19 protein-coding genes, 1 tRNA gene and 1 pseudogene are annotated in these 20,055 nt (G+C 62.3%); 18 read left to right on the forward strand and 3 right to left on the reverse strand.

Translation table 11 applies throughout. The features are described 5' to 3' along the window. The first annotated feature begins 65 nt into the window (after positions 1-65). The 5 genes from ilvN (at position 66) to BUE39_RS15640 (ending at position 5,317) form a co-directional block, all read left to right on the forward strand. Entirely contained in the window at positions 66-557 is a 492-nt protein-coding gene (gene ilvN, locus BUE39_RS15620; protein WP_073429563.1) for an acetolactate synthase small subunit, read from the forward strand. Positions 558-682: 125 nt separating this feature from the next. Then, positions 683-1,699 carry a ketol-acid reductoisomerase gene (gene ilvC, locus BUE39_RS15625; RefSeq protein ID WP_073429564.1) on the forward strand — a complete coding sequence of 339 codons (1,017 nt, stop codon included), beginning with the start codon at positions 683-685 and terminating at the stop codon, positions 1,697-1,699. A gap of 128 nt (positions 1,700-1,827) precedes the next feature. Continuing rightward, positions 1,828-2,466, forward strand: a complete 639-nt coding sequence (locus tag BUE39_RS15630; protein ID WP_073429565.1) for a phosphatidylserine decarboxylase — start codon at positions 1,828-1,830, stop codon at positions 2,464-2,466. Positions 2,467-2,488: 22 nt separating this feature from the next. Further along, the gene (gene pssA, locus BUE39_RS15635) at positions 2,489-3,355 is read left to right on the forward strand and encodes a CDP-diacylglycerol--serine O-phosphatidyltransferase (protein WP_073429566.1); all 867 of its coding nucleotides are present in this window, start codon (positions 2,489-2,491) and stop codon (positions 3,353-3,355) included. Between the two features lie 414 nt (positions 3,356-3,769). Further along, on the forward strand, positions 3,770-5,317 hold the full coding sequence (locus tag BUE39_RS15640) for a 2-isopropylmalate synthase (RefSeq protein WP_073429567.1): 1,548 nt from the start codon (positions 3,770-3,772) through the stop codon (positions 5,315-5,317). A gap of 107 nt (positions 5,318-5,424) precedes the next feature. Here the strand turns inward: BUE39_RS15640 and BUE39_RS15645 are convergent, their stop codons facing one another. From BUE39_RS15645 to BUE39_RS15655, 3 genes are all read right to left on the reverse strand, one after another. Next, positions 5,425-7,008, reverse strand: coding sequence for a SulP family inorganic anion transporter (locus BUE39_RS15645; protein ID WP_073429568.1), 1,584 nt, complete (start codon positions 7,006-7,008; stop codon positions 5,425-5,427). Between the two features lie 87 nt (positions 7,009-7,095). Beyond that, on the reverse strand, positions 7,096-7,731 hold the full coding sequence (locus BUE39_RS15650) for a carbonic anhydrase (protein WP_073429569.1): 636 nt from the start codon (positions 7,729-7,731) through the stop codon (positions 7,096-7,098). Positions 7,732-7,971: 240 nt separating this feature from the next. Next, positions 7,972-8,523: a hypothetical protein gene (locus BUE39_RS15655; protein ID WP_073429570.1), complete on the reverse strand. Its 552-nt coding sequence runs from the start codon at positions 8,521-8,523 to the stop codon at positions 7,972-7,974. Between the two features lie 152 nt (positions 8,524-8,675). On the opposite strand from BUE39_RS15655, the gene BUE39_RS15660 reads away from it, so the two are divergent. From BUE39_RS15660 to BUE39_RS15720, 13 genes and pseudogenes are all read left to right on the forward strand, one after another. Next, positions 8,676-10,031 (forward strand): branched-chain amino acid ABC transporter substrate-binding protein, encoded by a 1,356-nt coding sequence (locus tag BUE39_RS15660; RefSeq protein WP_235004884.1) that lies wholly within the window; start codon positions 8,676-8,678, stop codon positions 10,029-10,031. A 178-nt stretch (positions 10,032-10,209) separates the two neighbouring features. Continuing rightward, entirely contained in the window at positions 10,210-10,482 is a 273-nt protein-coding gene (rpsO, locus tag BUE39_RS15665) for a 30S ribosomal protein S15 (protein WP_073429571.1), read from the forward strand. Positions 10,483-10,817: 335 nt separating this feature from the next. Continuing rightward, positions 10,818-12,965 carry a polyribonucleotide nucleotidyltransferase gene (gene pnp, locus BUE39_RS15670; RefSeq protein WP_176035767.1) on the forward strand — a complete coding sequence of 716 codons (2,148 nt, stop codon included), beginning with the start codon at positions 10,818-10,820 and terminating at the stop codon, positions 12,963-12,965. 226 nt (positions 12,966-13,191) lie between these two features. Continuing rightward, the gene (locus BUE39_RS15675) at positions 13,192-14,208 is read left to right on the forward strand and encodes an NAD(P)H-quinone oxidoreductase (RefSeq protein ID WP_073429573.1); all 1,017 of its coding nucleotides are present in this window, start codon (positions 13,192-13,194) and stop codon (positions 14,206-14,208) included. A 131-nt stretch (positions 14,209-14,339) separates the two neighbouring features. Next, a complete protein-coding gene (gene tpiA / locus BUE39_RS15680; protein WP_073429574.1) occupies positions 14,340-15,119 on the forward strand; it encodes a triose-phosphate isomerase in 780 nt (259 codons plus the stop codon). A gap of 81 nt (positions 15,120-15,200) precedes the next feature. Further along, positions 15,201-15,578 carry a preprotein translocase subunit SecG gene (gene secG / locus BUE39_RS15685; protein ID WP_073429575.1) on the forward strand — a complete coding sequence of 126 codons (378 nt, stop codon included), beginning with the start codon at positions 15,201-15,203 and terminating at the stop codon, positions 15,576-15,578. A gap of 113 nt (positions 15,579-15,691) precedes the next feature. Next, positions 15,692-15,776: transfer RNA gene (locus BUE39_RS15690), tRNA-Leu, on the forward strand. 161 nt (positions 15,777-15,937) lie between these two features. After that, complete coding sequence (locus tag BUE39_RS15695; RefSeq protein ID WP_007175615.1) at positions 15,938-16,297, forward strand: NADH-quinone oxidoreductase subunit A; 360 nt, start codon at positions 15,938-15,940, stop codon at positions 16,295-16,297. Between the two features lie 63 nt (positions 16,298-16,360). After that, positions 16,361-16,840, forward strand: a complete 480-nt coding sequence (locus BUE39_RS15700) for a NuoB/complex I 20 kDa subunit family protein (protein WP_006052903.1) — start codon at positions 16,361-16,363, stop codon at positions 16,838-16,840. A 20-nt stretch (positions 16,841-16,860) separates the two neighbouring features. Continuing rightward, the gene (locus BUE39_RS15705) at positions 16,861-17,463 is read left to right on the forward strand and encodes an NADH-quinone oxidoreductase subunit C (RefSeq protein WP_073429576.1); all 603 of its coding nucleotides are present in this window, start codon (positions 16,861-16,863) and stop codon (positions 17,461-17,463) included. A gap of 9 nt (positions 17,464-17,472) precedes the next feature. Next, on the forward strand, positions 17,473-18,726 hold the full coding sequence (locus BUE39_RS15710; RefSeq protein WP_073429577.1) for an NADH-quinone oxidoreductase subunit D: 1,254 nt from the start codon (positions 17,473-17,475) through the stop codon (positions 18,724-18,726). 131 nt (positions 18,727-18,857) lie between these two features. Then, positions 18,858-19,343 carry an NADH-quinone oxidoreductase subunit NuoE gene (gene nuoE / locus BUE39_RS15715; RefSeq protein WP_013587776.1) on the forward strand — a complete coding sequence of 162 codons (486 nt, stop codon included), beginning with the start codon at positions 18,858-18,860 and terminating at the stop codon, positions 19,341-19,343. After that, positions 19,340-20,055: pseudogene (locus BUE39_RS15720) on the forward strand (NADH-quinone oxidoreductase subunit F); the annotation flags it as partial. The gene nuoE and the pseudogene BUE39_RS15720, both read left to right, overlap by 4 nt.

Below are 20,055 nucleotides of genomic sequence, written 5' to 3' on the forward strand. Positions count from 1 at the left end.
CAAACGCGGACGAAGCGGCGCGAACGGCTCGCATACATCGACAAAACATCTGGAAGAAGCGAAACATGAGACACATCATTTCCGTCCTGCTGGAAAACGAACCGGGCGCGTTGTCACGCGTGGTCGGTCTCTTCTCGGCACGCGGCTACAACATTGAAACCTTGACGGTGGCTCCGACTGAAGACCATTCGCTGTCGCGCATGACCATCGTCTCCATTGGCTCGGACGACGTGATCGAACAGATCACGAAGCATCTGAACCGCCTGATCGAGGTGGTGAAAGTGGTCGACCTTACCGAGGGCGCCCACATCGAGCGCGAGCTGATGTTGATCAAGGTGAGGGCGGTCGGCAAGGAGCGTGAGGAGATGAAGCGGATGTCGGATATTTTCCGCGGCCGCATTATCGACGTCACCGAAAAGACCTACACGATCGAACTGACGGGCGCGAGCGACAAGCTCGATGCCTTCATCGAAGGGCTCGACTCCACGGCGATTCTCGAAACGGTCCGCACGGGCAGTTCGGGCATTGGCCGCGGCGAGCGCATTCTGAAGGTATGACGCGCGAGCGTTCATACCGTCTCGATCCACAGGCCGGGCCGTGCCTGCATGAACCCGGCCAAAGCAACACAACATTCGCGGTATTTGAATTTCACTGAATCATCGAATCTAGCCAAGGAACCGACATGAAAGTTTTCTACGACAAGGACGCCGACCTCTCCCTCATCAAGGGCAAGCAAGTCACCATCATCGGCTATGGCTCGCAAGGCCATGCGCACGCGCTGAACCTGAGCGAAAGCGGCGTCAAGGTGACGGTCGGTCTGCGCAAGGGCGGCGCATCGTGGAGCAAGGCGGAGAACGCCGGCCTGCAAGTGAAGGAAGTGGCGGAAGCCGTCAAGGGCGCGGACGTCGTCATGATGCTGCTGCCGGACGAGCAGATCGCCGAAGTCTATGCGAAGGAAGTGCACGCCAACATCAAGCAGGGCGCTGCGCTGGCTTTCGCGCACGGCTTCAACGTGCACTACGGTCAAGTGATTCCGCGTGCCGACCTCGACGTGATCATGATCGCGCCGAAGGCGCCGGGCCACACGGTTCGCGGCACCTACTCGCAAGGCGGCGGCGTGCCCCACCTGATCGCGGTTGCGCAAGACAAGTCGGGCGCGGCACGTGACATCGCATTGTCGTACGCAGCGGCGAACGGCGGCGGCCGTGCCGGCATCATCGAAACGAATTTCCGCGAAGAAACGGAAACCGATCTGTTCGGCGAGCAAGCCGTGCTGTGCGGCGGTACGGTCGACCTGATCAAGGCCGGCTTCGAAACGCTGGTTGAAGCGGGCTATGCGCCGGAAATGGCGTACTTCGAGTGCCTGCACGAACTGAAGCTGATCGTCGACCTGATCTACGAAGGCGGCATCGCCAACATGAACTACTCGATCTCGAACAACGCCGAATATGGCGAATACGTGACGGGTCCGCGTATCGTGACGGCTGAAACGAAGAAGGCGATGAAGGCCGTGCTGACCGACATCCAGACCGGCGAATATGCCAAGAGCTTCATCCTCGAAAACAAGGCCGGCGCGCCGACGCTGCAATCGCGCCGCCGTCTGACGGCCGAGCATCAGATCGAGCAGGTCGGTTCGAAGCTGCGCGCGATGATGCCGTGGATCGCGAAGAACAAGCTGGTCGATCAGTCGAAGAACTAAGCCGGTTGTCGCTTTTGTCCGTTGCGGCGCAGCGCCGCAAGCCGGACACATCAAAAAGCCGTCCAAGGGTGCTGAACCCTGGACGGCTTTTGCTATCCTACGGTTTTACAAAAACACAGAAGCCATCCATGAATTACCCTCATCCGATCATCGCGCGAGAAGGCTGGCCGTTCATCGCCATCGCGGCCGTTGTCGCCTTACTGGTTCACGCGTTCGCGGGGTTCGGCATTGCGTGGCTCTTCTGGCTGATTCTGATCTTCGTCGTGCAGTTCTTCCGCGATCCGGCGCGTCCGATCCCCACCCAGGCGAATGCCGTGCTGTGCCCGGCGGACGGCCGCATCGTCGCGGTGGAAACCGCGCACGATCCCTATGCGAACCGCGAAGCGCTGAAGATCAGCGTGTTCATGAACGTTTTCAACGTTCACTCGCAACGCTCGCCGGTGGACGGCGCGATCTCCAAGGTCGAATATTTCCCCGGCGCGTATCTGAATGCCGCGGTAGATAAGGCGTCGGTCGAAAACGAGCGCAACGCGGTGGTGATCGAAATGGCCGGCGGCCAGACGGTTACATCGGTGCAGATCGCCGGGTTGATCGCGCGGCGCATTCTTTGCTACGTACGGGCGGGTGAGCCGCTCACGCGTGGTCAACGGTACGGGTTCATCCGTTTCGGCTCGCGTGTCGACGTGTATCTGCCGGTCGGCAGCCGCCCGCGAGTGTCGATCGGCGAGAAGGTTTCGGCGTCGTCCACGATTCTCGCTGAACTCTAAGCGGCACCCAGGAGGTTTCCGAATGGCCGCATTCAAACCGCGTCGCCCGCGCAGCAGTGGACCGCTGCCGCGCCCGTTTCGCCGCAACAAGCCGATCGTGGCGGAGTCGCCGGTGGTCGAAAGCCGGCGCGCGCAGCGTCAGCAGTTCCTGAGAAAGCGCGGCATTTATCTGCTGCCGAACGCGTTTACCACGGCGGCGCTTTTCTGCGGTTTCTTTGCCGTGGTGCAGGCAATGAACGTGCGCTTCGAAGTCGCGGCCATCGCGATCTTCGTGGCGATGGTGCTCGACGGCATGGACGGGCGCGTTGCCCGCATGACGCATACGCAAAGCGCCTTTGGCGAGCAGTTCGACAGCCTGTCGGACATGGTGTCGTTCGGTGTCGCGCCCGCGCTCGTGATGTACGAGTGGGTGCTGAAGGATCTGGGCCGCTGGGGCTGGCTCGCGGCGTTCGTTTATTGCGCGGGCGCGGCGCTGCGTCTCGCGCGCTTCAACACGAACATCGGCGTGGTCGACAAGCGTTTCTTCCAGGGCATGCCGAGCCCGGCGGCCGCCGCGCTGATCGCCGGTTTCGTGTGGCTCGCCACCGATAACCGCGTGCCGCTCAAGCTCGTGTGGCTGCCGTGGGTGGCGTTCGTGCTCACCATTTATGCCGGCGTGACGATGGTGTCGAACGCGCCGTTCTACAGCGGCAAGGCGCTCGACGTGCGGCATCGCGTGCCGTTCGGCGTGATCCTGCTGGTGGTGGTCGCGTTCGTGCTGGTGTCGTCCGACCCGCCGCTGATGCTGTTCGGCCTGTTCGTGCTGTACGGTCTGTCGGGCTATGTGTTTTGGGGCTATCAGGCGCTGCGCGGCAGAGGGAATCCCGCCCGCTCGGTAACGGGGGATTAGGTGAGGTCAGGTCGGCGCGCGCGGTCTTGCGCGTGTCGGCAAGCTGATCGGCAGATGAAACAACGGCGGCCTTCGAGCCGCCGTTTTCGTTGGTTCGAGCCTGCCTCCGAGTCCGCCTCCAGCGCCGTCTGGACGCGGGTATGACGCCAATTGCACGGTGGTTGGAATGCCGCTATAGTCGTTGGATGATGCGTTCACGCTCCCCGCTCGATCGAAACGCGAGTCCTGCAATGCCAACCGCACTGAACGGCGGCGACCCCCGGCGAGGCGCGCTAAAGCCGGCGCGTTTTTCACGCTGATCGTTTTTCGCCTTCCGTCCGCCTCGTCCGCGATACAAGCGTCGCCAGCGGTGGCGCAAACGCCAGATTCCACTCTTCCATTCCCACAATTGAACGACTCCCGAGGAGCCCAGAGATGTCCGACAAACTGATCATATTCGACACGACCTTGCGCGACGGCGAACAATCGCCCGGCGCGTCGATGACGAAGGAAGAAAAAATCCGGATCGCGAAGCAACTGGAACGGATGAAAGTGGACGTGATCGAAGCGGGCTTCGCGGCCAGTTCGAACGGCGACTTCGATTCGATCCACACGATCGCCGGCCTCATCAAGGACAGCACGATCTGTTCGCTCGCACGGGCGAACGACAAGGACATTCAGCGCGCCGCCGACGCGCTCAAGCCCGCCGATCGTTTCCGCATCCACACGTTCATCGCAACGTCGCCGCTGCACATGGAAAAGAAGCTGCGCATGACGCCGGACCAGGTGTTCGAACAGGCGAAGCTGGCGGTGCGTTTCGGCCGCAAGTTCACGGACGACGTCGAGTTCTCGCCGGAAGACGGCAGCCGCTCCGACATGGACTTCCTGTGCCGGGTGCTAGAAGCGGTGATCGCCGAAGGCGCAACCACCATCAACATCGCGGATACGGTCGGCTATGGCGTGCCGGAACTGTACGGCCAGCTCGTCAAGACGCTGCGCGAACGCATTCCGAACTCGCATAAGGCTGTGTTCTCGGTGCATTGCCATAACGACCTCGGCATGGCGGTGGCGAACTCGCTGGCCGGCGTGAAGATCGGCGGCGCGCGTCAGGTGGAATGCACGATCAACGGTCTCGGCGAGCGCGCGGGCAACACGTCGCTCGAGGAAATCGTGATGGCGGTGAAAACGCGCAAGGATTATTTCGGCCTCGAACTCGGTCTCGATACGACGCAGATCGTGCCGGCCTCGAAGCTGGTGTCGCAGATCACGGGTTTCGTCGTGCAGCCGAACAAGGCCGTGGTCGGAGCGAATGCGTTCGCGCATGCTTCGGGCATCCATCAGGACGGCGTGCTGAAGGCGCGCGACACGTACGAAATCATGCGTGCCGAAGACGTGGGCTGGAGCGCGAACAAGATCGTGCTCGGCAAGCTGTCGGGCCGCAATGCGTTCAAGCAGCGCTTGCAGGAACTGGGCATCGCGCTCGACAGCGAAGGCGAATTGAACACGGCGTTCGCGCGTTTCAAGGAACTGGCCGACCGCAAGTCGGAAATCTTCGACGAGGACATCATCGCGATCGTGACCGAAGAGTCCGCCGAAGCACAGGAAAAGGAGCACTACAAGTTCCTGTCGCTGTCGCAGCATTCGGAAACTGGTGAGCAGCCGCACGCGAAGATCGTCTTTTCGGTGGAAGGCAAGGAAGTCACCGGCGAGGCGCGCGGCAACGGTCCGGTGGACGCCACGCTCAATGCGATCGAAACGGAAGTGGGCAGCGGTTCCGAGTTGCTGCTGTACTCGGTGAACGCGATCACCACCGGCACGCAGGCGCAAGGCGAAGTGACCGTGCGCCTGTCGAAGAGCGGACGCATCGTCAACGGCGTGGGTACGGATCCGGATATCGTCGCGGCTTCCGCGAAGGCGTATATCTCGGCACTCAACAAACTGTATTCGAACGTGGATAAACTGAATCCGCAACGCTCGGAGTGATCTGAGGGCCGCGTGTGGATCGCGTGGTTTCCGATCCGTATTAGTCAAAGCCCCGCGCCGTCAAACAGGCGCGGGGCTTTTTCACTTGAAGGCGGACGTCGCGCGCGTTACTCCGTCGCTGCTCGCCGCATCGACCACCCGCGCGCCGCGCGTGCCTGCGTCCGCACCTGATGCCGCACTTCCACGGCGATTCCGCGCGGCGGCGCTTCTTCAGCGAACGTGTCGAGCAACTCGCGCACATCGTGATCGACGAAGTCAGCGCGCGTCGCGTCGACGATCAGGGTCGCGCCATCGGGAATCTGCTGCAGATAGTGCTTGAGCGGCACCTTGGCGAGAAACGACACGTCCTTGCGGAAGGTCAGCAAATAGTGATCGCCGTGCTGCGCGAGCACGATCGGGCTGCGCAGGTTCGCGTACAGCGCGAGCAGCACGCTGCACAGCACGCCGAGCACGATACCGATCAGCAGATCGGTCATGAGCACGCCGGCCAGCGTCACGATGAACGGCACGAACGGCGCAAAGCCTTGCTTCGCGATGGCGACGAACAGCGACGGCTTGGCGAGCTTCAGTCCCGTGAAGATCAGGATCGCCGCGAGGCAGGCCAGCGGAATCAGGTTGATGACGCTGGTGAGCGCAAACACGCTGACGAGCAGCAACACGCCGTGGATGATCGCCGAAAGCCGGCTTTGCGCACCCGCATACACGTTGGCCGAACTGCGCACGATCACCGCGGTGATCGGCAAGCCGCCGATTGCGCCGGCGATCAGATTGCCCACGCCTTGCGCCTTCAGTTCGCGATCCGGCGCGGCCGGCTGTCGCTCGGGATCGATCTGTTCGACGGCTTCGAGGCTCAACAGGGTTTCGAGACTCGCGACGATCGCCAACGTGATGGCGACACGCCAAACATCGGGATTGACGAGTTGCGCGAAATGCGGGCCGAAGTCCGCCCATTCGAGCGCGACCTGCAATGCGGCGAACGATTCCAGCGGCGGCAGCGCGACGCGATGTTCGGCGGGCGGCGCGAGCGACGGCGCCAGCAGGCCGAGCAGCAAGGTCGCGCCGATGCCGAGCAGCACCACCGCGAGCGGCGCGGGCACGAGGCGCACCACGGCGAAGCGGCGCATTGCACGCGTTTCCCAGCCGACCAGAATCGCCAGCGACAGCAACGTGATGAAGCACGCCGCGAGCGAGATCGTGCCGAACGGCGTCATCATCGTGCCGGGGGCCACCGCTGCCGCCGCTGGGGAGCCGGCAGCAGCGGAGGTGCCGAAGAGGCCGAGCGCAAGCGGAAACTGCTTGATGATCAGCAATATGCCGATCGCCGCGAGCATGCCCTTGATGACCGGCGACGGCACATACGCGGCAAACCGGCCGGCCTTGAGCATGCCGAAGCCGAACTGGATCATGCCGGAGAGCAGCACCGCGGCGAGGAAAGCGGGGAAGCTGCCGAGCTGCGCGATGCCGTCGACGACGATCACGACGAGGCCCGCAGCCGGTCCGCTCACGCTCAGGCGCGAGCCGCTCAGTACGGCGACCACCAGCCCGCCGACGATGCCCGATACGAGCCCGGCGAACGGCTCGACGCCCGACGCATTGGCGATGCCGAGGCACAGCGGCAGCGCCACGAAAAATACGACGATGCCCGCGAGCAGGTCGCGCTGAAACGTAGAGAAGAAAGCTCGAAGGTTCATGGTGTCCGTGCGGTAATGGGGTAGAGCCCGGCGCGCCCCTTGGATCGGGGGCGGCACCGGTGCGGAAAAGGCGGTGAACTCCGCGGATTACGCGGCGCTATGCGCGGCTGTCGTGCAGGTCATCGCATCGTCGGCTTCGTAGCCGGATGTGAGCACCTTGATGCGGCCGTCCTCCAGCGCGAAGATCCAGCCGTGCACGAGCGGCGCGGGGTCGGCTTGCTGCACGATCGGGCTCGCGCGCAACTGGCGTACCTGTTCGAGCACGTTCAGTTCCGCGAGGCGGTCGACACGCTCGCGCTCGCTGGGGTGCGCATCCAGTTCCTCGCGATGCGTCCTCGCGAGCGCGCACAGCGGCGCGATGCGCCGGTTCACATGCGGCAGGCTCGGCTCCGGCGGCAGCAGCGAGGCGCGCACGCCGCCGCATCCGTAGTGTCCGCAGACGATCACGTGGCCGACCTTGAGGACGCGCACGGCGTATTCGAGGACGCTTCCGGAGTTGTCGTCGTCGGGATCGAAGAGATTGGCGATGTTGCGGTGGACGAACAGGTCGCCCGGTTCGCAGTGGGTGATGGTTTCGGCGGGCACGCGGCTGTCCGAGCAGCCGATCCACAGCACGTGCGGATTCTGGCCTTGCACCAGATCACGGAAAAACTGAGGGTTGCGCGCGGCGGTTTCATGCGCCCATGCGACGTTGGCGACCAGCAGGCGTTTGGGACGGTTCATCGGTTAGCGGCTCCGTAAGTGGGGCGCATCGATTCGAGGGCGAGTCCGCGGTTGCGCCCGGGCAATGCCGGGACTGGACTGCCACCGATTCAATGCTTACGAAAGCCTTTCTATCAAAAAAATAATCCTCTGTGCGCGAAAAAAATTCGTTGCGATGCGCGGCGAATAAAAAAATGCCGCCTGGGGAGGCGGCATTCGCACAAAGATGCGCAGCGCGTCAAAGTGGCTTGAAACGCAGGTTCAAAAAAGATTGCGGCGATTAGGATCGTGCAACGGATCCGGCGTTTTCTGCGTGAGCCGCACGATGCCCTGGTCGTCGAAATAAAAGCTGTACATCATGTACCAGACATTGTCTTCCAGATAGCGGTAGGTCCAGACCTCGCGCTTCATGAGCGGGAAGTAGGCGGTTTCGACCGGGCGGCCGAAGTTCACCAGCACGTCGCTCTTGGTCCACTTGCCGATTTCCGCGCGATAGAACTCGTTGGGCTGCAGCACCTGGCGCACGCTGACGATCTTGCCCGTGGCGTCGATGTCGGCGGCGGTGGTGGTTTCGCCCATCGGCTGCGTGGGCCACATGAGCCGTTTGCCGCCGTTCGGCAAGTCGTAGCTCTCGCGCGGCGGACCGAGACGGGCGACGATGGTCGATGCGTCCGCTCCTTGCTGAAATTGCTGCCACGGCTGCGCGCAGCCCGCGAGCGCCAGCGCGCTCAGGCAGACGAGCGCCGCGCGGCGCACGCGTGCGGCGGCCGTCGCTCCGATCGAGTCCGCCGTGAAGTGGTGGCGGTTGAACATGGATTCCTCCGATGGCGTGTTAGTGGCGGTTTTTATCATCGAGACGCATTATTTTGACACGCGCCGCGGCGAAAGACCGGCACGTCATTCGCCGCCGGCGGGTAGGCACGATAACGGATTCGCCGGCTTGCTTATTCCATCTTGCCCGCCCTATGATCCGCGCTTCGACGTTTTCGAGCGGGGCAATCACGATGGCGAAGTGGCAACGGGCGGCAGCAACGCTGGCGGCGATGATGGTGGCTGCCGCGGCTTATGCAGCGGGCGAAACCGCGGTCAATCCGGCAGGCAAGCCGGTGGGCAACCCGGCGAGCAAGGCCACGGGGGCGCCGATCCAGTTGGCGCTGATCGAAGGCATGTCCGGCCCGTTCGCGAACGCGGGCGCCGCGGTGGAGCGCAACCTGCGATACGGCGTCGAACAGGTGAACGCGCGTGGCGGCGTGACGCTCGCCGACGGCGCGCATCCGTTCGAACTGGTGGTGTTCGACAGCAAGGGCAGCGCCGAAGAGGCGCTCACGCAACTGCGCGCGGCCGCCGACCGCCGCATCGGCTACGTCATGCAAGGCAACAGTTCGGCTGTCGCCGCCGCGCTGATCGGCGCGATCGACAAGCACAACAGCCGCGAGCCGGGCAACCGCGAACTGTTCCTCAATTATTCCGCCGACGACCCCGCGTTGACCAACGCCAATTGCAGTTTCTGGCACTTTCGCTTCGACGCGCATGCGGGCATGCGCATGGACGCGCTGGCCGACGTGATCCAGCGCGACAAGGCGGTGAAGAAGGTTTATCTGCTGAACCAGGATTACAGCTTCGGTCACGACGTGAGCAGCCTCGCGCGTTCGACGCTGGCGGTGAAGCGTCCGGACATCGCGGTGGTCGGCGACGAATTCCATCCGATCGGACGCGTGAAGGACTTCGCGCCGTACATCGCCAAGATCCGCGCGAGCGGGGCGGACGCGGTCGTCACGGGCAATTGGGGCAACGATCTCACGCTGCTCGTCAAGGCGGCGAGGGAGCAGGGGCTCGATACGAAGTTCTACACGTTCTACGGCAATAGTCTCGGCGCGCCCGCCGCGCTGGGCGACGCCGGGGTCGGGCACGTGATCGCGGTCGCCGACTGGCATCCGAACGCTGGCGGCGCGGCCTCGGACGCCTGGTACGCCGCGTTTCGAACCCGTTTCCCGGCGGCGCAGGACGATTACCCGGTGCTGCGCATGGCGTCGATGATCGAAACCCTGGCCGCCGCCATGAAGCGCGCCGGGAGTGCCGACCCGACGGCCGTCGCTCGCGCGCTCGAAGGGATCAGGTTCGACAACGGCTTCCATCCATCGTGGATGCGCGCGGACGACCATCAACTCATCCAGCCCCTTTACGTGATGGAAATGGACAAGGCCGGCAAGCCGGGGGTGCGTTTCGATAACGAAGGGTCCGGTTATGGCTTCCGCACGGTGCTCGCGTTGTCCTCCGAGCGCACCGTGCCGCCGACCGTTTGCAGGATGAAACGTCCGTGAAACCCCTCGTCGGCAACGGCGAAAAGTTCATGATCCGGCCCGGCACAGCGGGGTTCGCGGCCTGATGGGGCTGTGCTACAATACGCGTCCCGTTGTGATAGCGGCTTCAATGCACACGGGTAACCCACGGCACGGCCTTTCTTCCGTGACCGCCTGTCTAGTTCTCAAGGAAATCGATATGTCCGCAGTTGAAACAAGCAAGAAGTCCGAAGTCGTCGCGCAATTCGCACGCGCAGCTAACGACACCGGCTCCCCCGAAGTTCAGGTCGCGCTGCTCACGACCCGCATCAACGAACTGACCGTTCACTTCAAGGCACACGCGAAAGATCACCACAGCCGCCGCGGTCTGCTGCGCATGGTGAGCCGCCGTCGCAAGCTGCTCGACTACCTGAAAGGTAAGGACGCGGATCGTTACCGCGCACTGATCGAAAAGCTGGGTCTGCGTAAGTAATCGGCCGGTCGTTCAGCAAGATGCCTGTGTCAGTTCCACTGATGCAGGCATTTTGTTTTTGCACGGTGCGCTTCATGTGACGCGCGCCCTCCGTTTTCCGCGGCAGCGTGTTGATTCATGCGGCGGGGAGCGGAAAAAAGTAGTAAAAAAAGCAGCAAAAGAGAAACATGGCCGGGCTTCAGGGCGGAGCTTTGTGTCATTCCAGCGGTTCGCGCGCGTACTCGAAGTAGGGCGTGGTTCTCTGGAATGGCATAACACTACTCTTCCCATGCGGCGCCGGTCCTGGCGTTGCCGCGCCGCTTCTGGTCCGCGCGGCGTAACGATGAGGAAAAGCAATGACTATGTTCAATAAGATCGTCAAAGAGTTTAAGTGGGGACAACATAACGTTCGCCTCGAGACGGGCGAAATCGCTCGCCAGGCGAGCGGTGCGGTGATCGTCGATGTCGAGGACACCGTCGTGCTGGCCACCGTGGTCGGTGCCAAGACCGCCAAGCCGGGCCAGGACTTCTTCCCGCTGACCGTCGACTACCTCGAAAAGACCTACGCCGCCGGCAAGATCCCGGGCGGCTTCTTCCGCCGCGAAGGCCGTCCGTCGGAAGGCGAAACGCTGATTTCGCGCCTGATCGACCGCCCGCTGCGTCCGCTGTTCCCGGAAGGCTTCTACAACGAAGTCCAGGTCGTGATCCACGTCCTGTCGCTGAACCCCGAAATTCCCGCCGACATCCCCGCGCTGATCGGCGCGTCGGCGGCGCTCGCCGTCTCCGGTCTGCCGTTCAACGGCCCGGTCGGCGCGGCACGCGTGGCCTACATCAACAACGAATACGTGTTGAATCCGACGCGTCCGCAAATGAAGGAATCGGCGCTCGACCTGATCGTCGCCGGTACGGAACGCGCGGTGCTGATGGTGGAGTCGGAAGCGCAGCAGCTGACCGAAGAAGTGATGCTCGGCGCCGTGGTGTTCGGCCATGAGCAAATGCAGATCGCGATCGACGCGATTCATGACCTGGTCCGTGAAGGCGGCAAGCCGGAATGGGATTGGCAACCGGCGGCAAAGAACGAACCGCTGATCGCACGCGTGACGGAACTGGCGCAAGCCGATCTGCTCGCCGCTTATCAGATCCGCGACAAACAGGCCCGTTCGGCCAAGCTGAAGGAAATCTACGCGGCGACGTCGGCCCGGCTGGAAGAAGAAGCCTCGGCAAGCGGCATCGTGGTAGCCGACAAGGCGAGCGTCGGCAACGTGCTGTTCGACATCGAAGCGAAGATCGTCCGTACGCAGATCCTGAACGGCGAGCCGCGTATCGACGGCCGCGACACGCGCACGGTGCGCCCGATCGAAATCCGTACCGGCGTGCTGCCGCGTACGCACGGTTCGGCCCTGTTCACGCGCGGCGAAACGCAGGCACTGGTGGTCGCGACGCTCGGCACGAAGGGCGACGAGCAGAACATCGACGCGCTCGAAGGCGAGTACCGCGAACGCTTCATGCTTCACTACAACATGCCTCCGTTCGCGACCGGCGAAACGGGCCGCGTCGGTTCGCCGAAACGCCGCGAAATCGGTCACGGCCGTCTCGCCAAGCGCGCGCTGGCCGCGTGCCTGCCGAGCGCCGACGAATTCGGCTACTCGATTCGCGTGGTGTCGGAAATCACGGAATCGAACGGTTCCTCGTCGATGGCTTCGGTGTGCGGCGGCTGCCTCGCGCTGATGGACGCCGGCGTGCCGATGAAGGCGCACGTCGCGGGCATCGCGATGGGTCTGATCCTCGAAGGCAACAAGTTTGCCGTGCTGACCGACATCCTCGGCGACGAAGACCATCTCGGTGACATGGACTTCAAGGTGGCGGGTACCGAGCAAGGCGTCACCGCGCTGCAGATGGACATCAAGATCCAGGGCATCACCAAGGAAATCATGCAGGTCGCCCTCGCGCAAGCGAAGGAAGGCCGCATGCACATTCTCGGCAAGATGACCTCGGCTGTCTCGGGCGCGAACACGCAACTGTCGGAGTTCGCACCGCGCATGATCACCATCAAGATCAATCCGGAAAAAATCCGCGACGTGATCGGCAAGGGTGGTTCGGTGATCCGCGCGCTGACCGAGGAAACCGGCACGACGATCGACATTTCGGACGACGGCGTCGTCACCATCGCCAGCACGAGCAGCGAAGGCATGGCCGAAGCGAAGAAGCGTATCGAGAACATCACGCTGGAAGTCGAAGTGGGCCAGGTGTACGAAGGCACTGTGCTCAAGCTGCTCGATTTCGGCGCGATCGTGAACATCCTGCCGGGCAAGGACGGTCTGCTGCACATCTCCGAGATCGCCAACGAGCGTATCAAGGACATCAACGACTACCTGAAGGACGGCCAGCAAGTGAAGGTCAAGGTCATCCAGACGGACGAAAAGGGCCGCGTGCGTTTGTCGGCCAAGGCGTTGCTGAACGACCCCGCATCGGGTGCGCCGCAAGGCGAGCCGACACCGCAGTAATGCGGTAGCGGGACGACGGCCGGCGGCGCGAAATGCGCGCCGGCCGTTTTTCATGCAGGGTGCAGGGTGGATCGCGTTGCGCGCTGGTGCGAGCGTATGCGAAGGGGCATAAGCGGGTACTCTGTTTGCTCCGGTCGGTTCGTCGCAGGTCGGACGATTGGTCGGTAGCGCGGGCAGTTGGCACGCAGCGGGTGTGCAACGCAATCCAATCTTGGAGTTGACGCAGATGAAAGCGATCGAAATCACCGAATTCGGTGCGCCGGAAGTCCTGAAGCTGGCAGAGCGGCCGACGCCGCAGCTCAAGGCGGGCGAGGTGCTGATCAAGGTGGCGGCTTCGGGCATCAACCGGCCGGACGTGTTTCAGCGCAAGGGCGGTTATGCGCCGCCGCCGGGCGCCTCGGATCTGCCGGGGCTGGAGGTGGCGGGCGAGATCGTCGGCGGCGTGATCGATGAGAAGAACAACCCGTTCGGTCTGAAAATCGGCGATCGCGTGTGTGCGTTGCTCGCGGGCGGCGGCTATGCGGAATATGCCGCGGCTCCGTTGCCCCAGTGTCTGCCGGTGCCCGCGGGCTTGTCGGATGTCGAGGCGGCGTCGCTGCCGGAGACGTTTTTCACCGTGTGGAGCAATGTTTTCGATCGCGCCCAGCTCGGCAACGGCGAGGGCGGCGCGAACGAAACGCTGCTGGTGCAGGGCGGCTCGAGCGGCATCGGCGTGACGGCGATCCAGATCGCGCATGCGCTCGGTTTTCGCGTGTTCGCCACCGCCGGCTCGGACGAGAAGTGCCGCGCGTGTGAAGCGCTCGGCGCCGAGCGCGCGATCAACTACAAGATCGAGGATTTCGTCGAGGTCATCAAGTCGCTCACGAACGACCGCGGCGTCGACGTGATTCTCGACATGGTGGCGGGCAGTTACGTGTCGCGCGAGCTGACGGCATTGGCCGACGGCGGGCGCATCGTGCTGATCGCATTGCTGGGCGGCGCGAAGGCGGAGTTGAATCTGAACGAGGTGCTGCGCCGCCGTTTGACGGTGACCGGGTCGACACTACGTCCGCGGCCGATCGAATTCAAGGCGCGGATCGCCGCGCAACTCAAGGAGCGCGTGTGGCCGCACCTCGAGGAAGGACGCATCAAGCCCGTGGTGCATCGGGTGTTTCCGGCGGCCCAGGCGGCCGAGGCGCATGCGTTGATGGAGAGCAGCACGCACGTCGGCAAGATCATGCTGACGTGGGGTCAGGACGCTTGACGCGGTCGGTTTGACCCGATCCACCCCACGCAGTAAAATTGCGCGTTTTGCGCACGCCGCATGAAACCGGAAGGCGGACTGTAAGCGCAATATGACGCAAGCAAAGTTCGCCGCCAAGCCAGGACGAGACGATGTCGAAACAACGAGCCAAGCTGGTAGTCGGTAACTGGAAGATGCACGGGCGCCTTGCCGACAACGCAACGCTGTTGCAGGCGGTGGCTCAGGGCGCCGGCGAATTGACGGCTGGCGTGCGTGTTGGCGTTTGCGTGCCGTGTCCGTATCTTTCGCAGACTCAATCGTTGCTGGAAGGCAGCCGGGTCGTGTGGGGCGTGCAGGACGTTTCCGCGTTCACGCACGGCGCCTATACCGGCGAAGTCGCCGCGACAATGGTGACGGATTTCGGCGCGACGCTCGCGATCGTCGGGCACTCGGAGCGCCGTGCCTATCATCAGGAAAGCGCCGAACTCGTTGCGGTGAAAACGCAGCGCGCGCTGGAAGCAGGCTTGACGCCGATCGTCTGCGTCGGTGAAACGCTGGAACAGCGCGAAGCCGGTGCGACCGAGCAGGTGGTCGGCGAGCAGTTGGATCAAGTGCTGGCGAAACTGTCGGAGCAGGAGGCGTCGCGTATTGTCGTCGCCTACGAGCCGGTCTGGGCGATCGGCACCGGCAAGAGCGCCACCTCGGAACAGGCGCAAGCGGTTCATGCGTTCCTGCGCTCGCGTCTCGCGGCCAAGGGCGCGGCGGTGGCGGACGTGCCGCTGTTGTACGGCGGCAGCGTGAAGCCGGAGAACGCGGAGGAATTGTTCCGTCAATCGGATATCGACGGCGGCCTGATCGGCGGCGCGTCGTTGAAAGACGAGGATTTCCTGGCGATCTGCAAGGCGGCGGCTGCAACCAGCACCGCTGATTAAGCAGGGCGCCTCGGCGAGGATGACCCATCCCGCGCGGCATACTTTGTGTGGCGCGGTTAAATAAAGACTCAGGTGAGTGTGATGCTGTATTTGAAAACATTGATTATCGTCGTTCAGCTGTTGTCGGCACTCGGGGTCATCGGCCTCGTCTTGCTGCAGCACGGCAAAGGCGCCGATATGGGCGCTGCTTTTGGTAGCGGCGCGTCAGGCAGCCTGTTCGGCGCGACCGGTTCGGCGAACTTTTTATCGCGTACAACCGCGGTGCTCGCAGCGGTGTTTTTTGTCACCACATTGACGCTCACCTACCTCGGTGCGTATCGCGCGAAACCTTCCGCAGGCGTGCTGGGTGCGGCTGTGACCGCGCCGATCGCGGCGTCCGCCGCGTCGGCTCCGGCAGTTGGTTCGGCTACATTGCCGGCCTCGGCTGCGTCCGCTCCGGCCACGGAAGTGCCGAAATAATTTTTTCGTTCGAAGTGCTTTTGTGCGTTGAACAAACTGTTTAGACACGTTACAATTCAAGTCTTGAAGCGATTCGCGGGTTTTATAAGTTGTTTTCCCGGATTGCAGTTAGTGCCGACGTGGTGAAATTGGTAGACACGCTATCTTGAGGGGGTAGTGGCGAAAGCTGTGCGAGTTCGAGTCTCGCCGTCGGCACCAAATGTTATCTAAATGCCAGCCGCTTGCTTCGCTTCGGCTGGCATTTTCACTTCTGGCGCGCAGCTTGTATTGGGCTTACGGTGTGCGCGTTTGAGAAGTGATTTCGCGTCAGGAGTGCTATGCTCCTGACGGCATTCAGAACCAACCGATTGAGGATAGTCTTGAACCTCGCAGCCTATTTCCCCGTCTTGTTGTTCCTCATTGTGGGCACCGGTTTAGGCGTAGCACTGGTCAGTATCGGCAAGATCCTCGGTCCCAACAAGCCCGATACCGAGAAGAACGCACCGTACGAGTGCGGCTTCGAGGCATTCGAAGATGCGCGCATGAAGTTCGACGTGCGCTATTACCTCGTCGCCATTCTCTTCATCATTTTCGATCTTGAAACCGCGTTTCTGTTCCCGTGGGGCGTGGCCCTGCGCGACATCGGCTGGCCGGGCTTCATGGCGATGATGATTTTCCTGCTCGAATTCCTGCTGGGCTTCGCCTATATCTGGAAGAAGGGCGGCCTCGACTGGGAATGATGGATTAATCGCCGGTTTGCGTGGGTGGCCAAGGCTTGCCGCCCCGTCTGGAGTGGAAAGCAAATGAGTATCGAAGGGGTCTTGAAGGAAGGGTTTGTCACCACCACGGCAGACAAACTGATCAACTGGACGCGCACCGGCTCCTTGTGGCCAATGACGTTCGGTCTCGCATGCTGCGCGGTCGAAATGATGCATGCGGGCGCCGCCCGTTATGACCTGGACCGTTTCGGCGTGGTGTTTCGTCCGAGTCCGCGTCAGTCGGACGTAATGATCGTCGCGGGCACGTTGTGCAACAAGATGGCGCCGGCCCTGCGCAAGGTCTATGACCAGATGGCCGAGCCACGCTGGGTGATTTCGATGGGCTCGTGCGCGAACGGTGGCGGCTATTACCACTACTCGTATTCGGTAGTGCGCGGCTGCGACCGGATCGTGCCGGTCGACGTCTATGTGCCGGGTTGCCCGCCAACGGCGGAAGCGCTGGTGTACGGCGTGATCCAGTTGCAAGCCAAGATTCGCCGCACCAATACAATCGCCCGTCAATAAGGCCAACGCCTCCCCACAATATGGCAAGCAAACTCGAGACTCTGAAAGCGAACCTCGAGGCGGCCTTTGGCGGCCTCCTGTTGAGCACCACCGAGGCAATCGGTGAGTTGACGATCGTCGTAAAGGCGAGCGATTACCTCAATGTGGCAACGCGTCTGCGCGACGACCGCTCGCTCGGCTTCGAGCAATTGATCGATCTGTGCGGCGTCGACTATCAGACCTACGCCGATGGCGCTTACGACGGTCCGCGTTTCGCGGCCGTTCTGCATTTGTTGTCGGTGCAGAACAACTGGCGTCTGCGTTTGCGCGTGTTCGCGCCGGACGACGAAGTGCCGATCATCCCTTCGGTCGTCGAAATCTGGAATTCGGCCAACTGGTACGAGCGTGAAGCGTTCGACCTGTACGGCATCGTCTTCGAGGGCCATCCGGACCTGCGCCGCATCCTGACCGATTACGGTTTCATCGGTCACCCGTTCCGTAAGGATTTCCCTGTCTCCGGCTACGTCGAAATGCGTTACGACCCGGAAGAGAAGCGCGTCGTCTATCAGCCTGTGACGATCGAGCCGCGGGAAATCACGCCGCGCGTGATCCGTGAGGATCGCTATGGCGGTCTGAAACATTAAGAGAACGCCATGGCAGAGATCAAGAATTACACGCTCAACTTCGGTCCGCAGCATCCGGCAGCGCACGGTGTGCTGCGTCTCGTGCTCGAGCTCGACGGCGAAGTCATCCAGCGCGCCGATCCGCACATCGGCCTGCTGCATCGCGCGACCGAAAAGCTCGCCGAAACCAAAACGTTCATCCAGTCAGTGCCGTACATGGACCGTCTCGACTATGTGTCGATGATGGTCAACGAGCACGGCTACGTGATGGCGATCGAAAAGCTGCTCGGCGTCGAAGTGCCGGTGCGCGCGCAATACATCCGCGTGATGTTCGACGAGGTCACGCGCGTGCTGAACCACCTGATGTGGATCGGCGCGCACGCGCTCGACGTCGGCGCGATGGCGGTGTTTCTCTATGCGTTCCGCGAACGCGAAGACCTGATGGACGTGTACGAAGCCGTGTCCGGCGCGCGCATGCACGCGGCGTATTACCGTCCGGGCGGCGTGTATCGCGACCTGCCTGACGCAATGCCGCAATACAAGGCGTCGAAGATTCGCAATGCAAAAGCATTGTCGAAGATGAACGAAAACCGCCAAGGCTCGCTGCTCGATTTTATCGACGATTTCTTCACGCGTTTCCCGCATTGCGTCGACGAGTACGAAACGCTGCTCACCGACAACCGGATCTGGAAGCAGCGCCTCGTCGGTATCGGCGTGGTCAGCCCGGAGCGCGCGCTGCAACTCGGCATGACCGGCGCGATGCTGCGCGGCTCGGGCATCGAGTGGGATTTGCGCAAGAAGCAGCCGTACGAAGTTTATGACAAGCTCGATTTCGACATTCCGGTCGGCGTGAATGGCGATTGTTATGACCGGTATCTGGTTCGCGTCGAAGAAATGCGCCAGTCCACGCGGATCGTGAAACAGTGCATTGAGTGGCTGCGTAAGAATCCGGGCCCGGTGATGATCGACAATCACAAGGTTGCGCCGCCGTCGCGCGTCGGCATGAAGTCGAACATGGAAGAGTTGATTCACCACTTCAAGCTCTTCACGGAAGGCTTCCACGTACCGGAAGGCGAAGCGTACGCCGCCGTCGAGCATCCGAAAGGCGAGTTCGGCATCTATCTGATCTCGGATGGTGCAAACAAGCCGTACCGCCTGAAAATCCGCGCGCCGGGTTACGCGCATCTGTCCGCGCTCGATGAAATGGCGCGCGGTCACATGATCGCCGACGCCGTGACGATCATCGGCACGCAGGACATCGTGTTCGGCGAAGTGGATCGCTAGGACGTATTCATCGGTGCGCGTCTTCCGGTTGCAGCGAAGCGCGCGTCAAGCAAAGGAACGCCGGGTCTGTCGCAGCATGACGTAAGCGACAGGTTTTCGTTCGGTAGGAATTGAAAGAGTCGTGTCTGAAAATGATCTCAGCTGAAGGCCTGAAAGAAATCGATCGTGCGATCGCGAAGTACCCCGCCGATCAGAAACAGTCCGCCGTGATGTCGGCGTTGGCCACTGCTCAGGAAGAGCATGGCTGGCTGTCGCCCGAACTCATGCAGTTCGTCGCGGACTATCTCGGCATGCCGGCAGTCGCCGTGCAGGAGGTCGCTACCTTCTACACGATGTACGAGACCTCGCCGGTCGGCAAATACAAGATCACGCTCTGTACGAACCTGCCGTGCCAGCTCGGCCCGGATGGCGGCTCCGACAGCGCCGCTGAATATCTGAAGCAGAAGCTCGGCATCGACTTCGGCGAAACCACGGCAGACGGCAAATTCACCTTGAAAGAAGGTGAGTGCATGGGGTCGTGCGGCGACGCGCCGGTGATGCTGGTGAACAACCATCGCATGTGCAGCTTCATGAGCCGCGAGAAGATCGACCAGCTGCTCGAGGAACTTTCGAAATGACGTCTTTACACGATCGTCACATCAAACCGCTGATTCTCGCCGGCCTGAACGGCGACAACTGGCATCTCGAAGACTATGTGGCGCGCGGCGGTTACGCCCAGCTGCGCCGCATTCTGGAAGAAAAGATCCCGCCCGAGCAGGTGATCGCCGACGTCAAGGCGTCGGGTCTGCGCGGCCGTGGCGGTGCGGGCTTTCCGACCGGCTTGAAGTGGAGCTTCATGCCGCGCCAGTTTCCCGGCCAGAAGTATCTCGTCTGCAACTCGGACGAAGGCGAACCGGGCACCTTCAAGGACCGCGACATCCTGCGTTTCAATCCGCACTCGCTGATCGAAGGCATGGCGATCGGCGCGTACGCGATGGGCATCACGGTCGGCTATAACTATATTCACGGCGAAATCTGGGAAGTCTACAAACGCTTTGAAGAAGCGTTAGAAGAAGCGCGCCGCGCCGGGTTCCTCGGCGAGAACATCATGGGTTCGGGCTTCTCGTTCGAACTGCATGCGCACCACGGTTACGGCGCCTACATCTGCGGCGAGGAAACCGCGCTGCTCGAATCGCTGGAAGGCAAGAAAGGCCAGCCGCGTTTCAAGCCGCCGTTCCCGGCGAGCTTCGGCGTGTACGGCAAGCCCACCACGATCAACAACACCGAGACGTTCGCGGCGGTGCCGTTCCTGCTCGCAATCGGCCCGCAGAATTACCTCGAGATCGGCAA

Source organism: Paraburkholderia terricola, from assembly GCF_900142195.1.
GTDB lineage: Bacteria > Pseudomonadota > Gammaproteobacteria > Burkholderiales > Burkholderiaceae > Paraburkholderia > Paraburkholderia terricola.

What these genes read in the sequence shown, in the direction of transcription:
- ilvN (WP_073429563.1), top strand. Translation starts at nt 66, where the DNA reads ATGAGACACATCATTTCCGTCCTGCTGGAAAACGAACCGGGCGCGTTG.
- ilvC (WP_073429564.1), top strand. Translation starts at nt 683, where the DNA reads ATGAAAGTTTTCTACGACAAGGACGCCGACCTCTCCCTCATCAAGGGC.
- BUE39_RS15630 (WP_073429565.1), top strand. Translation starts at nt 1,828, where the DNA reads ATGAATTACCCTCATCCGATCATCGCGCGAGAAGGCTGGCCGTTCATC.
- pssA (WP_073429566.1), top strand. Translation starts at nt 2,489, where the DNA reads ATGGCCGCATTCAAACCGCGTCGCCCGCGCAGCAGTGGACCGCTGCCG.
- BUE39_RS15640 (WP_073429567.1), top strand. Translation starts at nt 3,770, where the DNA reads ATGTCCGACAAACTGATCATATTCGACACGACCTTGCGCGACGGCGAA.
- BUE39_RS15645 (WP_073429568.1), bottom strand. Translation starts at nt 7,008, where the DNA reads ATGAACCTTCGAGCTTTCTTCTCTACGTTTCAGCGCGACCTGCTCGCG.
- BUE39_RS15650 (WP_073429569.1), bottom strand. Translation starts at nt 7,731, where the DNA reads ATGAACCGTCCCAAACGCCTGCTGGTCGCCAACGTCGCATGGGCGCAT.
- BUE39_RS15655 (WP_073429570.1), bottom strand. Translation starts at nt 8,523, where the DNA reads ATGTTCAACCGCCACCACTTCACGGCGGACTCGATCGGAGCGACGGCC.
- BUE39_RS15660 (WP_235004884.1), top strand. Translation starts at nt 8,676, where the DNA reads ATGATCCGCGCTTCGACGTTTTCGAGCGGGGCAATCACGATGGCGAAG.
- rpsO (WP_073429571.1), top strand. Translation starts at nt 10,210, where the DNA reads ATGTCCGCAGTTGAAACAAGCAAGAAGTCCGAAGTCGTCGCGCAATTC.
- pnp (WP_176035767.1), top strand. Translation starts at nt 10,818, where the DNA reads ATGACTATGTTCAATAAGATCGTCAAAGAGTTTAAGTGGGGACAACAT.
- BUE39_RS15675 (WP_073429573.1), top strand. Translation starts at nt 13,192, where the DNA reads ATGAAAGCGATCGAAATCACCGAATTCGGTGCGCCGGAAGTCCTGAAG.
- tpiA (WP_073429574.1), top strand. Translation starts at nt 14,340, where the DNA reads ATGTCGAAACAACGAGCCAAGCTGGTAGTCGGTAACTGGAAGATGCAC.
- secG (WP_073429575.1), top strand. Translation starts at nt 15,201, where the DNA reads ATGCTGTATTTGAAAACATTGATTATCGTCGTTCAGCTGTTGTCGGCA.
- BUE39_RS15700 (WP_006052903.1), top strand. Translation starts at nt 16,361, where the DNA reads ATGAGTATCGAAGGGGTCTTGAAGGAAGGGTTTGTCACCACCACGGCA.
- BUE39_RS15705 (WP_073429576.1), top strand. Translation starts at nt 16,861, where the DNA reads ATGGCAAGCAAACTCGAGACTCTGAAAGCGAACCTCGAGGCGGCCTTT.
- BUE39_RS15710 (WP_073429577.1), top strand. Translation starts at nt 17,473, where the DNA reads ATGGCAGAGATCAAGAATTACACGCTCAACTTCGGTCCGCAGCATCCG.
- nuoE (WP_013587776.1), top strand. Translation starts at nt 18,858, where the DNA reads ATGATCTCAGCTGAAGGCCTGAAAGAAATCGATCGTGCGATCGCGAAG.